A 14,483-nucleotide genomic window follows, 5' to 3' on the forward strand; every position below is an offset into this window, starting at 1 on the left:
CATCGTTGCAAGGCACCCATCATGCGCAGGCTGGCCACACATGAAGACATCGACACGGTCTTCGCCCTCTACATGCACGAGAAGGTCGTGCCCTTCCTGGGCTACGACCCGATGCCGATCGAGGACTTCCGCGCCATCTACCAGGAACTGCTCGACGGCCGCAACTTCTACGTCTACGAGCGCGAGGGGCGCATCGCCGGTTTCTACCGGGCCACGCGCTACCCGGGCCGGGTGCGGCACGTGGCCTGCCTGGGCACGCTCGCGGTCGATCCCGCATTTCACGGCCAGGGCGTCGCGCTCGCCATGGTGAGCGAAGGCATCGACGCACTGAAGGCCATCGGCATCAGGCGCATCGAACTCTTCGTCGAAAGCGACAACGCACCTGCGATGCGCTTCTACGAAAAACTCGGCTTCGAACGCGAAGGCACCTTGCGCAAGTTCTACAAGCGCGCCGGCGATGCGCAGGCCATCGACGATCACGTCATGGCGCTGCTGATCGACTGAGCGGCAAGCCTCAGGCCCTCCAGCGCCGCAGCAGTAGCGCATTGGCCATCACGCTCACGCTCGACAACGCCATGGCAGCACCGGCCACCACCGGGCTCAACAGGCCGAAGGCCGCAAGCGGGATGCCGGCCACGTTGTAGGCGAAGGCCCAGAACAGGTTCTGCCGGATCTTCGCGACCGTGCGGCCCGAAAGCTCGAAGGCCTGCGCCACCAGCGCGAGGTCGCCGCGCATCAGCGTGATGCCGGCTGCTTCCATCGCCACGTCGGTGCCGCCGCCCGAAGGCGCCATCGCGATGCCCACATCGGCCGCTGCCAGCGCGGGCGCGTCGTTGGCGCCGTCGCCGACCATCGCTACGACGTGTCCGTTCTTCCTCAGCGCACCAACCTGCGCCGCCTTGTCGGCGGGCAGCACGTCGGCACGCACGTCTTCGGCCGCGATGCCGAGCCGTGCGGCCATGGCCTGGGCCGCGCGCAGGTTGTCGCCCGAGATCATCACCACGCGCAGGCCACGCGCATGCAGCGTGCGAATGGCTTCGGCGGCTTGCGGCTTGGGCTCGTCGGCGAAAGCGAGCAATGCCTGTAGATGCGCGGCGCCCGCCTCATCGAAGCGTAGCAATGCAGACACGGTGGCACCTTGCGCCTGCAGGCCGTCGACATCGGCGGCTTCGGGCATCGCGTCGAGTTCGCGGCACCAGCGCAGGCTGGCGATGGCCCAGGTGACGCCATCGACATCGCCGCGCACACCCCGGCCCGGCATCGCCTGCATCGCGCTCAATGCGCGCGGCTGCAGGTTGCGCTGCGCTGCGGCGGCCAGCACGGCCTTGGCCAGCGGATGCTCGCTGCCGCTTTGCAAGCTGGCGGCAGTTGCCAGCAGTTGGTCTTCGGTTGCCCGAATACCCGCCGCCGGTACCAGCGCAGTCAACACCGGCCGGCCCACCGTCAACGTGCCTGTCTTGTCGAACGCGACGGTATCGACGCGGTGCGCAATTTCCAATGCACGCGCATCCTTGATCAGAATGCCGTGCCGTGCCGCCACGCCCGTGCCTGCCATCACCGCGACCGGCGTCGCAAGGCCCAGCGCACATGGACAGGCAATGACGAGCACGGCCACGGCGTGGATCAATGCGGTCTCGATGCCTGCGCCCGCCATCATCCAGCCAGCGAACGTGACGAGCGCAATCACCAGCACCACCGGCACGAACACGGCCGCCACCTTGTCCACCAGCCGCTGGATCGGCGCCTTCGCAGCCTGTGCGTCTTCGACCAGCCGGATGATGCGCGCGAGCACGCTCTCGGCGCCGACCGCGCTCACTTCGATGACCATGCGCCCGTCGCCATTGACGGCGCCGCCGGTCAACGCATCGCCCGGTCCCTTGGCCACCGGCAGCGGCTCGCCGGTGAGCATCGATTCATCGACTTCGGACTGCCCCTCGATCACCCGAGCGTCGGCCGGCACGCGCTCGCCGGGCCGCACCGCGAGGCGGTCGCCCACCATCACCTCGGCCAGCGGCACGTCGCTTTCCTTGCCGCGCGCGCCCACCAGGTGCGCCACTTCGGGCCGCAGCTGCTGCAACGCGCGGATCGCTGACGTGGCCTGGCGCTTGGCGCGCGCCTCCAGCCACTTGCCGAGCAGCACCAGCGTGATCACCACCGCCGAAGCCTCGAAGTACAGGTGCGGCATCTCGCCATGGCCCGCATGCTCGCCGGTCGCCGCGCGCCACCAGAGCCAGAGCGACAGGCCGAAGGCCGCGCTGGTGCCGAGAGCCACCAGCAGGTCCATGTTGCCGGTGCGCGCTTTCGCCGCATGCCAGCCAGCGCGATAGAAGCGTGCGCCCAGCCAGAACTGCACCGGTGTCGCGAGCAGCAGCTGCAACCATGGCGGCAGCATCCAGTCCTGCCCGAAAGGATCACCGAGCATGGGCGCCAGCAATGGGATCGACAGTGCCAGGCCCACAGCGACCGGGCCGAAACCGTGCCAGGGCGACAGCGCAGCGGCTTCGTCGGCCGCGGTGCTTGCCGCCCGCGGTTCGTAGCCGGCGGCGCGCACGGCGCGGCGCAGGCGAACGTCCATGCCTTCGTTGCCGCTCGTGACCACGCGGGCCGACTCGGTCGCGAGATTCACGCTCACGTCCTGCACGCCCGGTACATTCTTGAGCGCGCGCTCGACGCGCATCACGCACGAGGCGCAGGTCATGCCGCCGACCGAGAGGTCCAGCGTCATTGGAGGAGATTGCAGATTTTCCATGCCCCGAGGCTAAAGCCTCACACGATGGCAAGGTCAAGCGGCAGATCCAGTGTCCCTATGCTGGACATTGACATCGTGAGAGGGTTCAAACTTGCGTCTCACATACTTCCATCACTTCCAAGGAGCCATCACGATGAGCCAGAAATTCCAGGTCACGGGCATGAGCTGCGGCCACTGCGTGAGCGCGGTGCAGAACGCGGTGCAAACGGTGGACCCCGAAGCACAGGTGACGGTCGACCTCGAGACCGGCCATGTCGACGTGCTGAGCGAACAGCCGCGCAAGGACATCGTCGCCGCGATCGAGAACGCGGGCTACGCCGTTCAATGAGCGCGGGCCACGTCGCCATCGGCGAAGCGGCGCAGCGCTCCGGCGTGTCGGCCCGCATGGTCCGCCACTACGAAGGGCTGGGCCTGCTGCCGGCGGTGGCGCGCACCGAAAGCGGCTATCGCCAATACGGCGATGCCGACATCCACACGCTGCGCTTCATCAAGCGCTCGCGCGACCTCGGGTTTTCAATGGAAGAAATCGCCGAACTCGTCGGGCTGTGGCACAACCGCCGACGCACGAGCGCCAGCGTGAAGCGCATCGCCGAGAAGCACCTCGGCGAACTTGAGCAGCGCATTGCGGACATGCAATCCATGCGCAACACGTTGGCCCACCTGGTGCACTGCTGCCACGGCGACGCCAGACCGGATTGCCCCATCCTCGATGACCTGAGCAAGGTCTAGATCAGGCGCCCCGCACCAGCGAAAGAACCTTGCCCGCATCCAGCGTGCGGGCCTTTTCCTGGATCGCCGGCAGGTACTGCGTCTGCAGGCTCTGCCCTTCCTTCACCACGCCCGAGAACGCGTCCTTCAGCATCTGCGTCGAAAGGGTCCGGCCGCCGGCGTAGTAGCGCTTGGCCACATGGCCCAGTGCATAGGTCGAGGCGAAGCTCATCCCCGAGCTCACGGCCTGGTTGCCCAGCCCGCGCAGCAAGCCACCGCCGACCTTGCCGAGCAATCCGCCGAGGAGCTTGCGACCGGCCTGCTCCAGGTACTGCGAGGTCAGGCCCACGCCGACAGTCGCCAGGAAATCCTTCACGTGACCGCTGTCGAGCTGGTAGCCGTACGACTGGCCGATGCGGTAGACCAGCTTCATCTGCAGCGGAATGATCGCCATGGTCGAGAGCGTCTCGGGCAGCAGTTCCAGCGCGCCGTTGAGGATGGCGGCATTGAGGATCGACTTGTCGAGCTCGGCGCTGTCCGGCGTACCGGGCGCCGCCACGGCGCTGCCCCCAGCGGCGGTAGCCACGGGCACCGCCGCGATGTCTTCCGCGCGCTGCGAGAACGCGGCCGCCGAAGCATCCAGCCCCAGCGAAGTTCGCACGTCCGCCAGGAACATCCGCTCGGCCTCCGACTGCGTGCCGTCGGCATCGCACACGCACACCGCCATCTCGTAGGCCAGCTGCCTCGACTCGGTGCTTTTCAGCTCCCCGGCCACCGAAGCCAGCGACACGCGCTTCATCAGCACGTCCTGGTAGAGCGTCGGCAGGTTCAGGCCGTCGGCCTGCGACAGGCCCTCGGCAATCCGCTTGATCTCGGCGCGCTCGCGCTCGTGCTTCTCGCCGTCGACAAAGGCAGCCAGCAGCGACAGGGTAACTATCGACTTTGTTTCTGAAGGTGTCATTTGTACGAAATTTCGCAATATGAAGGATCCGGTTCGGTCGCCATGGCTGGCGAAGGTTCCGCCGCCGGTTCTCCCCACAAACCTTGGGCAACTCTGTGGATAACGTCGGCACTTCTGTGTAGGGGTTCGGCAAGTCATTGATTTACAAGGGAAATAAACAGTTTGCCCAAATTTTCAGCAATGGATTTCTCGCGCCGGAAACCGCCTTTCGCAGATTTTCCGGAGTGCGTCAAAGGACAACTCTGGGGACATTTTTTGAACAAGGCATCGGTTATCCACAGGCCGGAGCGGGTACCCCATGTTGTTCATATGCCGGGTACAAACCCGAAGCGCGGCTGCGCACAGTGACAGAGGTATGACAAGTGCTTGTCGCATAACGAAAAAAGCGGCATGTCCACAGAAGTGGGCGACCCTTATCTACTACTACTAATTTGAATAAGAAGAATAAGAAGATGGGAAAGGGGAAAGCTGCGCCCGAAAAAAAAGCCGCGAACGGCCGCGCCGGTCCACGGCGCCTCCGGTCCAAACCGGTCCTCCCGGCGCTTCCCCTCGCTAACATCCGCGGATGAGCTTCAAACCCCGGATCCTGATCGCCGAAGACGAATCGGGCATCGCCGACACGCTGCAGTACGTCCTGAAAAGCGACGGATTCACGCCGGTGTGGTGTGCCACGGCCGAGGAAGCCATTGCCCAGTTCGCGCAGGAGGCGCCGGCCCTGGCCATCCTGGACATCGGGTTGCCCGATCTCAACGGTTTCGAACTCTTCAAGCGCCTCCAGGCGCTGAACCAGGCCATGGGCGGCCCGGAGGTGCCGATGGTGTTCCTGACCGCCCGCAGCGACGAGATAGACCGCGTGGTGGGCCTCGAACTGGGCGCGGACGACTACATCGCCAAGCCGTTCTCGCCGCGCGAACTCGTCGCCCGCGTGCGGACCATCCTGCGGCGCAGCGCGAGAAACGGCGCAGGAGCCCCGGCAACAGCCGCGGTTGCAAACCATGGGGTGCCCCATCAAATTCCGGCCCAGACGCCTCCTGAGAGCCCTCAAGCACCCGCAATGCCCTTCTCGCTCGACCACGAGCGCATGCAGATCCGCTATTACGGCCGCGTGCTCGAGCTCTCGCGCTACGAATACGGCCTGCTGAGACTGCTGGTGCAGCGCCCGGGGCGCGTCTTCACGCGCGACGAACTGCTCGAACTGGTCTGGGACGATTCCAGCGACAGCTTCGACCGGACGGTCGACGCGCACGTCAAGACCCTGCGCGCCAAGCTCAAGGCGATCGCGCCCGAAGTCGAGCCGATCCGCACGCTGCGCGGCACCGGCTACGCACTGAACGAAGAACTGCCGACCAAGGCGTCGTGACAAGACGCACGCGCATCTTCATCGGCATCCTGCTGATCTACACGGCGGGCATCGCCTTCCTCCTCTATCGCGTTGTTTCCGACATCGATCCGCGCTACCGTGAGTCGGCCGAGGAATCGCTGGTCGAGACCTCCCAGCTCGTGGCAAGCCTGGTCGAGCAGGATGTGATTGCCGGGGCCATCAACACCGCACGGCTCGAGCCGCTGTTCCGCACCGTCTACGCGCGCGAGTTCTCGGCGCAGATCTACAACCTGCACAAGAGCCGCGTCGAGCTGCGCGTCTACGTCACCGACCGCAGCGGGCGTGTGATGTTCGATTCGCTCGGCAGACACCTTGGCGCCGACTATTCGCAGTGGAGCGACGTGAGCCGCACGCTCGCCGGCCTGTACGGCGCACGTACTTCGCGCGACGTCGATGGCGATCCGCGCACTTCGGTCATGTACGTGGGCGCACCCATTCGCTGGAACAACGAGATCGTCGGCATGGTCAGCGTCGGCAAGCCGGTGCAGAGCTTCGGCCAGTTCGTGGAAGACGCACGCGTGCGCACCATCTGGGTCGGCGTCGGTTCGGCGCTCGCACTGCTGCTGCTCACGCTCATCGTTTCTGTGTGGCTGGTGCGCCCCTTCGGCCTGATCCGCGACTACTGGACCTGGGTGCGCGCACAGCGCAGCCTGAGCCTGGCGCGCATGGCACGGCGCGCGGTCGACGGCGTGCGTACCGGCTTCAGCGAGATGCGCGATGCGCTGACCGGCCGCAACTACGTGGCCGACTACGTGCAGACCTTCACGCACGAGGTGAAGAGTCCACTCTCCGCCATCCGCGGCGCGGCCGAGCTGCTGCAGGAGCCGTCGATGCCGCATGCCGAGCGCGAACGCTTCCTGAAGAATATCGAAGGCGAGACGCAACGCATCCAGGAAATCGTCGACCGCATGATGGAGCTCACTGCGCTCGAGACGCGGCGCACGCTGGACCGCACCGAGCCGGTGGCGCTGGCTTCGCTGATCGACGACATCGCCATCAGCGCGCAGCCAGCGGCTGCAAGGCGCAACATCAAATTGCTCGTGAACATCCGCGACGAAGCCCGCACGGAAGGCGACCCGTTCCTGCTGCGCCGCGCGATCAGCAACCTGCTGGACAACGCCATCGATTTTTCACCGCGCGACAGCGAAGTGCTGCTCACGCTGGAAACCACGTCGAAGCTCGCCCGCGTGAGCGTGCGCGACCGTGGTCCGGGCATTCCGGAGTACGCGCAGGAAAAGGTCTTCGAGAAGTTCTATTCGCTCGCCAGGCCGCACAGCCAGAAGAAGAGCACGGGGCTGGGGCTGGCGTTCGTGAAGGAGATCGCGGCATTGCACCGCGGCCGCATCGAGCTCGGCAATGCGTCGCGCGGCGGGGCCGTGGCGACGCTCACGCTGCCGCTGCTGTCAAATCATTGAGCCGCGGGACGGCCGATCAGCGCGCTGTACGCACGGCGCGTCTCCGGGCTCACCGCCCCGAGCGCCTGCAGATACTGCGTCTGGTGCTGCGCGATCATGCGTGCCGACGCCACCGTCTTCGAGCGGCAGTACCAGTGGCAGGTGTGCTGCATCAGGAACAGCTCGGCCGACATGGTGAAGGCCTTCGACTTGGGCGTACGGCCGGCTTCGTTGCGCATGACGCCGGCGATGCCGCTCGCGTGGATCAGCAGGGCCTGCCGCATGTCGAAGGTCGCGGCCGGAAAGAAGTGGGTGAACATCGGAATGGCAACCGGCAGTTTGCTCACGCGCGTGACAGCTTCGGGCAAGCGCGAGAACTCGGCGGCGAAGCTGTCGAACTGGGCGGAGAGCTTTTCCTCGGTGGCGTCCAGCAAGTGCCAGATCTGCTGGCGGCGCTCGGCGTCGTCTTCGCCGAGGCAGCGCATGTAGCCGGAGGTGAGGCTTTCCATCAGCTTCTCGATCTGGTGGCGGCCGAGGTGGCTGGCCAGCAGTGCGATGCGCAGGCGCTGTTCCCTGGACTTGAGGATGTAGAAGCCGGTGGCAAAAAGCGCCACCAGAGTAAGAATTTCCATGTATGCGTGGAGAAAAAAAGAGAAGGCGGGAAGCAGCACCGAGTGTAGGCACCGCGACCCGCCTTCGCTTTTTCCGCTTCGACTTCTAGCGGAAGAAATCGAGGATCTTGTTGCGCTCCTCGGGCGGCGGCGGCGCCCCGATTGGCGCACCCGTGAGTTCTTCGGCCGGCGGTGGCGGCGTCTCGCTGTTCTCCAGGCCCAGGCTCGCCACGCTGTGGCCCGGCGTGAAATCGTCGAAGTACCACTCGCCGTCGACGTTCACCACGCCCGCCGGTTCGGCCGGCTGCGTCACGGGCACGCCCTGCAGTGCTGTCTGCATGTAGCCGATCCAGATCGGCAGGCTCAGGCTGCCGCCGGTTTCGCCGCGCACGCCGAGTTGGCGCGGCGTGTCGTAGCCGATCCACGCGATGCCGACCATGGTCGGCTGGAAACCCGCGAACCAGGTGTCGAAGGAATCATTGGTGGTGCCGGTCTTGCCATAGAGGTCGTCGCGCTTCAGCGCCTGGTGGGCCTTGAAGCCGGTGCCGCTCTTCACCACGCTCTGCAGCAGCGAGTCCATGATGAAAGCGTTGCGTTGCGGAATGGCGCGGCGTGTTTCGTCGAGCACCGGCGCTTCGGTTTCCATGATGACCTTGTCCCTCAGGTCGGTGACGCGCGTGACGAGGTACGGATTGACGCGATAGCCGCCGTTGGCAAACACCGAGTAGCCCACCGCCATCTGCATCGGCGTGACGGAACCGGCACCCAGGCCCATCGGCAGGTTGGCGGGATGCTTGTCCTTGTCGAAGCCGAACTTGGTGACCCAGTCCTGCGCATAGGGCGCGCCGATCGACTGCAGCACGCGCAGAGTGACGAGGTTCTTCGATTTCATCAGCGCGGTGCGCAGCGGCATCGGGCCTTCGTAGGTGCCCTCGAAGTTCTTCGGCTCCCACGGCTGGCCGCCGTTGGCGGCGGCATCGAAGTACAGCGGCGCGTCGTTCACTACGGTGGCGGGCGTGAAGCCCTTTTCGAGTGCGGCCGAATAGATGAAGGGCTTGAAGCTCGAGCCCGGCTGGCGCCAGGCCTGCGTGACGTGGTTGAACTTGTTCTTGCCGAAATCGAAACCGCCCACCAGCGCCTTGATGGCGCCGCTGCGCGGGTCCATGCCGATGAAGGCGCCTTCGACTTCCGGCAGCTGCGTGATTTCCCAGGTGTTCTTCGGCGTCTTCGCCACGCGGATCACGGCGCCGCGGCGGATCTTGATGTTGGGCGGCGCCTTCGCGGCAAGGCCGGACTGCGCGGGCTTCAGGCCATCGCCAGTAATCTGGATGGTTTCGCCATTGGCGCGCACGGCGCTGATTTCCTTGGCGTTCGCGTCGAGCACCACGGCAGCCACCACGTCGCCGTTGTCGGGATGCTCGGCGAGCGCGTCGTCCACGGCCTCGTCGACTTCCTTCTGCTCGGTCGGCAGGTCGACGAACTTCTCCGGGCCGCGATAAGGCTGGCGCCGTTCGTAGTCCATGATGCCCTTGCGCAGCGACCGGTAGGCCGCGGCCTGGTCGGCCGCCACGAGCGAGGTGTAGACCTTCATGCCGCTGGTGTAGATGCTGTCGCCGTACTGCGCGTACATCATCTGGCGCACCGTCTCGGCCACGTATTCGGCATGCAGGCGGTTCGGGTCGCCGGCGTCGCGCAGGTGGAGTTCTTCCTTCTTGGCTTCGGCGGCCTGCTCGGCGGTGATGAAGCCGGTTTCGTGCATGCGGTCGATCACATACAGCTGGCGCGCCCGCGCGCGGCGCGGGTTGGCCACCGGGTTGTTGGCGCCGGGTGCCTTCGGCAGGCCGGCCAGCATCGCGGCTTCGGCGACGGTGACGTTCTGCAGCGGCTTGCCGAAGTAGGTTTCGGCGGCGGCGGCAAAGCCGTAGGCACGGTTGCCGAGGTAGATCTGGTTCAGGTAGATCTCGAGGATCTGGTCCTTGGTGAGCTGCCGTTCGAGCCGCAGCGCCAGCAGGATCTCGTAGGTCTTGCGGCTCATCGTCCGTTCGGAACTCAGGTACACGTTGCGCGCCACCTGCATCGTGATGGTCGATGCGCCCTGCTTGCGGCCACCCTTCAGGCTGGCGACCGCGGCGCGCAGGAAGCCCTTGTAGTCCACCCCGCCGTGGTCGTAGAAGCGTGCGTCTTCAACGGCCAGCACAGCGTCCTTCATGACCTTCGGAATGCTGGCGAAGGGCGTGAGGTTGCGGCGCTCTTCACCGAACTCGCCGATCAGCTGGCCCTCGGTCGAGTACACGCGCAGCGGCAGCTTGGGGCGGTAGTCGGAAAGCTCCGAGACATCGGGCAGCTTCGGGTAGATGGCAACCACCGCGACGATGGCCGCGACCAGCACCACGAGCGCGCCGGAGCCCACCCCGATGGCGCCCCAGCCGGCAATGCGTTTCCAGCGGTGGCGGGGATCGACCGGCGCCGCGCTGTCGTCGTCGGAAGGTTGGGGGCTTGAGCGTTTGAACATAGGAATTGGCTACTGGCTGGCGAAAGGTTGGAGCCGCCGCGCGCTGCTGCGTTCCAGAGGTCGAGCGCGCCGCACTGCGCCGCCTGCTGCGCGCAATGCATGGCATCGAAATACTTGTCTTGGTCGAAGGCGATCGGCAACAGGTCCACCCTGGCGCCAAGGGCGCGGACGGTGGCATCGCAGAGACCGCGGTTGCAGGCCGCGCCCATCGTGAAATCGTCGGTGACGAGCAGGCCCTGACAGCCCCATTCGCCTCGAATCACCTGTTGCACGATTTTGCGCGAGAAAGAGACCGGATATTCGGCGTCGAGTTCCGCAAGGATGACATGGCCCGGCATGATCGCGGCATCCGAATGTTTCGACACGTCTTGAAACGGTTTCCGGCCGCGCGCCCTCTGCAGCTTCATGGCGCCTGCGCTTCGGGTGCCGCGACCGAAGCCGGTTCCACGCGGCGAGAGAGCGCATACCAGTCGACCTTGCGCGTGACCAGCATCAGCACCGCCAGCATGCCGAAGATCAGCAGCGCACCCAGCAGCAGCGCGTTGCTTTCGGAAGCCAGCAGGCCGTAGAGCGCGCCATAGAGCAGCGCAACGAAGGCGCCGAACGACAGGCCGCGCCGCCAGCCTCCGAGCACTGCGCTGAAGTACACGGCCAGCAGGGCGACGCTCGCCGCGGCGGCGCCCGCGTAGGCCATCCAGAACGCGAATTTCTCGGAGAGCGCGAGCAGCAGCAGGAAGAACAGCGCGATCGACAGGCCGACCAGCCCGTACTGAATCGGGTGCAGGCGCAGCTTGCGGAACAGCTCGAACATGAAGGCGGCCATCAGCACCAGCCCGATGAACAGTACGCCGTACTTGCCGGCGCGCGTGCTCATCGAATAGACGTTGATCGGCTGCGCGAGCGACACGTCGAAGGTCTGCAGCGGACCTGTGTTGCGGTGCGCGGCGGTGGCAACAACTGCGGCGGCGGCGTTGTCGTCGGCGGGACCGCCGCGGGCCGAGAGACCCGCGCGCACCTGTTCGCGCGCCGAAGTCACGAGCGAAGACACGCGCCAGTGCGCGTCGAAGCCCTGTGGCGTCACGCTGCGCTCGGCTGCGAGAAAACGCCCGCCGAAGCTGGGGTGCGCCCAGGGCGAACTCAGGTGCGCAGTCGTTTCCTCGGCGATGGGCGCGATGGCGAGTGTGTCCTGCCCGACCAGGCCGAGCTTCATGTCGAAAGAAACCGGCGTACCGGCCTGCCATGCGGTGAGCGCCGCGCCCGTGACCGGTGCGTGGATGCCGTCGGCAAACCAGGCGCTATCGGCCAGGCCCGGCACGCGCTGCCTGAAACGCAGCGCCTCGCCGCCCATCGTCATCGCTGGCGAACCGTCGAGGCCGCGCAGGTCGCTCACGTTGAAGGCGATGAAGGGCGCCTTGAATTCGATCTTCGAATCGACCTCGCTGTGCGCCACGGCTTTCGGGTCGAAGGCCGCGAAGCCACCGGTGAGCGTGGCGCTGAGTGTGTAGAACGGAATCCTGAAGATGCCGCGATAGCGTTCCTGCGGCGCCATCGAGCCCTCGATGTGCAGCTTGTCCGGGAACACCACGTGGGCCATTTCCTTGCTGCGCGGCTCCTGGCCGATCACCTTGCCTTGCGCGTTGCGCAGCGGCTCCATCCAGCGCTCCACGTACGGCACCAGCAGCAGCGGGCCGACCATCGTCTGGCGCCCGGCATAGGTGGCGGCGAGCTCGTCGGCCGCTTCGCGCTGGCTCTCGCCGCGGCCGCGGTTGAGCGATTGGATCTCCCCCAGCGGAATGCACAGGAGCAGCAGCAGGAACAACAGGCCGGCGACCTTGGCCAGCATGGAATTCAGCACGGCCTTGAACAACTGAAGCATTTTCTTCTCTCCTCGTCTGTAGCGAAGCCGCGATGCTCGCCGCGCGACCCGAAGGCCGTGTGAAGCGTGCGCGCCGCCTCGCTTCACACAGACTTCACACAGCGGCCGATGGCGCCGTTCGACTTCAACGCGCCTTCCAACTGCCTTCTCGTGCGGTGCCGACAGTTGCGGCTGTGCAAGTTCGCACGGACAAGGAACCCCGCCATGGATGCCCACACCACCCCACGTCCCGGCCGCTGGCTCTGGCTCGCCACCGTGAGCCTGGCGGCTGCGGGCTTCATCGCCACGGGCGTGCGCCCGGCGCATGCGCAGGAAGCGCCCGCCGGAGCGCGCCTGAAGACCGAGAGCCCCTATTTCTTCGTGAAGAGCGACGACCCCTCGGTCGACCGCCTGCCTCTGAAGGGCACCGAGGTCTCGGTGAAGATCTCGGGCGTGATCGCCGACGTGACGGTCACGCAGACCTACCGCAACGAGGGCCAGCGCGCCATCGAGGCGAAATACGTGTTTCCCGGCTCGACCAAGGCCGCCGTGAGCGGCCTCAACGTGCGCCTGGCCGACCGGCTCATCACCGCGCAGATCCGCGAGAAGCAGCAGGCACAGATCGAGTACGACACGGCGAAGAAGGAAGGCAAGACCGCCGCGCTGCTCGAGCAGCACCTGCCCAACGTGTTCCAGATGAACGTCGCCAACATCCTGCCGGGCGACGATGTGAAGGTGGAGCTGCGCTACACCGAGCTGCTGGTGCCGCAGTCGGGCAACTACCAGTTCGTGTTCCCGACCGTGGTCGGGCCGCGCTACAACAGCCCGCAGTCGGAGAACGCGCAAGCGAAATGGGTCGCGCAACCGACGCTGGCCGCGGGCGTGGCGCCCAACACCAGCTTCAAGCTCAAGGCCAGCATCGACACGCCGATGGGCCTGAAGGAAATCCGCTCGGCCACGCACGCCATCGACGTGAAGAAGAGCGACGAAGACCAGCACGCCGACATCGTGCTCACCGCCGACGGCCGCCCCGCCGACAACCGCGACTTCGTGCTCGACTACCGCCTGGCGGGTGAAAAAATCGAATCGGGCCTGATGCTCTACAAGGGCCAGGGACAAAACTCGGATGGAAGCGCCGAGAACTTCTTCCTCGCCATGGTCGAGCCTCCCAAGGCCGTGGCCGCCAGCGCGATTTCGCCGCGCGACTACATCTTCGTGGTCGACATCTCGGGCTCGATGCACGGCTTTCCGCTCGACACCGCGAAGACGGTGCTCGAACGCCTGATCGGCGGCCTGCGGCCGAGCGACACCTTCAACGTGCTGCTGTTCTCGGGCAGCAACAGGATGCTCTCGCCGAAGTCGGTGCCGGCCACGCGCGCCAACATCGAGCAGGCGCTGGCCACCATCCAGAACTACAGCGGCAGCGGCAGCACTGAACTCATTCCGGCGCTCAAGCGCGTGTACGCCGAACCGAAGGAAGACAGCGTGTCGCGCACCGTGGTGGTGGTGACCGACGGCTACGTGACGGTCGAGCGCGAAGCCTTCGAGCTGGTGCGCAACAACCTCTCGAAGGCCAATGTGTTCGCCTTCGGCATCGGCTCGTCGGTCAACCGCAGCCTGATGGAAGGCATTGCGCGCGCCGGCATGGGCGAGCCCTTCATCATCACCGACCCGGTGCAGGCGCCCGAGCAGGCCGCGCGCTTTCGCCGCATGGTCGAGGCGCCGGTGCTCACCAGCGTGAAGGCCACCTTCGGCGGGCTCGACGTGTACGACGTGGAGCCGCAGGCGCTGCCCGACGTGCTCGGCGAGCGCCCGGTGATCGTGTTCGGCAAGTGGCGCGGCGAAGCCAAGGGCCGCGTGATCATCGAAGGCCGCAGCGCCAATGGGCCCTACCGCCAGGAAGTGCGCATCGACGAGCGCACCCGCCATGACACGGCCGCACTGCGCACGCTGTGGGCCCGCCACCGCATCCAGAGCCTGAGCGACCAGGAAACGCTGGAAGGCGGCGTGGCCTTCAAGGAACGCATTACCGAACTCGGCTTGAAGTACAGCCTGCTCACGCAGTACACGAGCTTCATCGCCGTCGACAAGGTGGTGCGCAATGCGGCGCCGCAGAACAGCGTGGACGTGAACCAGCCGCTGCCGCTGCCGCAAGGCGTGAGCGACCTTGCACTGGGCGCCGAGGTGCCGAGCACGCCCGAGCCCGAATCGCTGGGCGCCATCGCCGTCGTGCTGTCGATGCTGGCCATGCTGCGCCGCCGCGCGCGCCGCAACGACGCCCGCCGCCTTACCGCCTGATCCATCGAGAAAGA

The 14,483-nt window shown here is 66.1% G+C and carries 12 protein-coding genes; 6 read left to right on the forward strand and 6 right to left on the reverse strand.

Features of this window, described 5'->3' with window-relative positions:
• Nucleotides 1–21: 21 nt before the first annotated feature.
• Entirely contained in the window at nt 22–504 is a 483-nt protein-coding gene (locus ACCD11_RS09235; RefSeq protein WP_413313628.1) for an N-acetyltransferase family protein, read from the forward strand.
• Nucleotides 505–514: 10 nt separating this feature from the next.
• Here ACCD11_RS09235 and ACCD11_RS09240 read toward each other — a convergent pair whose 3' ends face one another.
• The gene (locus tag ACCD11_RS09240; RefSeq protein WP_007833620.1) at nt 515–2,725 is read right to left on the reverse strand and encodes a heavy metal translocating P-type ATPase; all 2,211 of its coding nucleotides are present in this window, start codon (nt 2,723–2,725) and stop codon (nt 515–517) included.
• 157 nt (nt 2,726–2,882) lie between these two features.
• On the opposite strand from ACCD11_RS09240, the gene ACCD11_RS09245 reads away from it, so the two are divergent.
• Both ACCD11_RS09245 and cueR read left to right on the forward strand, forming a co-directional pair.
• Nucleotides 2,883–3,077, forward strand: coding sequence for a heavy-metal-associated domain-containing protein (locus tag ACCD11_RS09245; RefSeq protein ID WP_007833622.1), 195 nt, complete (start codon nt 2,883–2,885; stop codon nt 3,075–3,077).
• Complete coding sequence (gene cueR, locus ACCD11_RS09250; protein WP_007833624.1) at nt 3,074–3,478, forward strand: Cu(I)-responsive transcriptional regulator; 405 nt, start codon at nt 3,074–3,076, stop codon at nt 3,476–3,478. Before ACCD11_RS09245 ends, cueR begins: the two co-directional genes overlap by 4 nt.
• A gap of 1 nt (nt 3,479) precedes the next feature.
• Here the strand turns inward: cueR and ACCD11_RS09255 are convergent, their stop codons facing one another.
• Nucleotides 3,480–4,418 carry a YcjF family protein gene (locus tag ACCD11_RS09255; RefSeq protein ID WP_413313629.1) on the reverse strand — a complete coding sequence of 313 codons (939 nt, stop codon included), beginning with the start codon at nt 4,416–4,418 and terminating at the stop codon, nt 3,480–3,482.
• Nucleotides 4,419–4,983: 565 nt separating this feature from the next.
• Here ACCD11_RS09255 and creB point away from each other — a divergent pair.
• On the forward strand, nt 4,984–5,778 hold the full coding sequence (gene creB / locus ACCD11_RS09260; RefSeq protein ID WP_413313630.1) for a two-component system response regulator CreB: 795 nt from the start codon (nt 4,984–4,986) through the stop codon (nt 5,776–5,778).
• Nucleotides 5,775–7,214, forward strand: a complete 1,440-nt coding sequence (gene creC, locus ACCD11_RS09265) for a two-component system sensor histidine kinase CreC (protein WP_413313631.1) — start codon at nt 5,775–5,777, stop codon at nt 7,212–7,214. The genes creB and creC overlap by 4 nt, the downstream gene beginning before the upstream one ends.
• Here creC and ACCD11_RS09270 read toward each other — a convergent pair.
• The 4 genes from ACCD11_RS09270 to creD form a co-directional block, all read right to left on the reverse strand.
• A complete protein-coding gene (locus ACCD11_RS09270) occupies nt 7,208–7,825 on the reverse strand; it encodes a hypothetical protein (protein WP_413313632.1) in 618 nt (205 codons plus the stop codon). The two genes, creC and ACCD11_RS09270, sit on opposite strands and share 7 nt — an antisense overlap.
• 85 nt (nt 7,826–7,910) lie before the next feature.
• Nucleotides 7,911–10,190: a penicillin-binding protein 1A gene (locus ACCD11_RS09275; protein WP_413313688.1), complete on the reverse strand. Its 2,280-nt coding sequence runs from the start codon at nt 10,188–10,190 to the stop codon at nt 7,911–7,913.
• On the reverse strand, nt 10,073–10,723 hold the full coding sequence (locus ACCD11_RS09280; RefSeq protein WP_413313633.1) for a glycoside hydrolase family 3 N-terminal domain-containing protein: 651 nt from the start codon (nt 10,721–10,723) through the stop codon (nt 10,073–10,075). Before ACCD11_RS09280 ends, ACCD11_RS09275 begins: the two co-directional genes overlap by 118 nt.
• Nucleotides 10,720–12,192, reverse strand: coding sequence for a cell envelope integrity protein CreD (creD, locus tag ACCD11_RS09285; RefSeq protein WP_413313634.1), 1,473 nt, complete (start codon nt 12,190–12,192; stop codon nt 10,720–10,722). The genes ACCD11_RS09280 and creD overlap by 4 nt, the downstream gene beginning before the upstream one ends.
• A 204-nt stretch (nt 12,193–12,396) precedes the next feature.
• On the opposite strand from creD, the gene ACCD11_RS09290 reads away from it, so the two are divergent.
• A complete protein-coding gene (locus ACCD11_RS09290) occupies nt 12,397–14,469 on the forward strand; it encodes a VIT and vWA domain-containing protein (RefSeq protein ID WP_413313635.1) in 2,073 nt (690 codons plus the stop codon).
• Nucleotides 14,470–14,483: the final 14 nt, after the last annotated feature.

This window comes from Variovorax sp. Varisp36 (assembly GCF_047304235.1).
Lineage (GTDB): Bacteria > Pseudomonadota > Gammaproteobacteria > Burkholderiales > Burkholderiaceae_C > Variovorax.

What these genes read in the sequence shown, in the direction of transcription:
- ACCD11_RS09290 (WP_413313635.1), top strand. Translation starts at nt 12,397, where the DNA reads ATGGATGCCCACACCACCCCACGTCCCGGCCGCTGGCTCTGGCTCGCC.
- ACCD11_RS09255 (WP_413313629.1), bottom strand. Translation starts at nt 4,418, where the DNA reads ATGACACCTTCAGAAACAAAGTCGATAGTTACCCTGTCGCTGCTGGCT.
- ACCD11_RS09240 (WP_007833620.1), bottom strand. Translation starts at nt 2,725, where the DNA reads ATGACGCTGGACCTCTCGGTCGGCGGCATGACCTGCGCCTCGTGCGTG.
- creD (WP_413313634.1), bottom strand. Translation starts at nt 12,192, where the DNA reads ATGCTTCAGTTGTTCAAGGCCGTGCTGAATTCCATGCTGGCCAAGGTC.
- ACCD11_RS09245 (WP_007833622.1), top strand. Translation starts at nt 2,883, where the DNA reads ATGAGCCAGAAATTCCAGGTCACGGGCATGAGCTGCGGCCACTGCGTG.
- creB (WP_413313630.1), top strand. Translation starts at nt 4,984, where the DNA reads ATGAGCTTCAAACCCCGGATCCTGATCGCCGAAGACGAATCGGGCATC.
- cueR (WP_007833624.1), top strand. Translation starts at nt 3,074, where the DNA reads ATGAGCGCGGGCCACGTCGCCATCGGCGAAGCGGCGCAGCGCTCCGGC.
- ACCD11_RS09280 (WP_413313633.1), bottom strand. Translation starts at nt 10,723, where the DNA reads ATGAAGCTGCAGAGGGCGCGCGGCCGGAAACCGTTTCAAGACGTGTCG.
- ACCD11_RS09270 (WP_413313632.1), bottom strand. Translation starts at nt 7,825, where the DNA reads ATGGAAATTCTTACTCTGGTGGCGCTTTTTGCCACCGGCTTCTACATC.
- ACCD11_RS09235 (WP_413313628.1), top strand. Translation starts at nt 22, where the DNA reads ATGCGCAGGCTGGCCACACATGAAGACATCGACACGGTCTTCGCCCTC.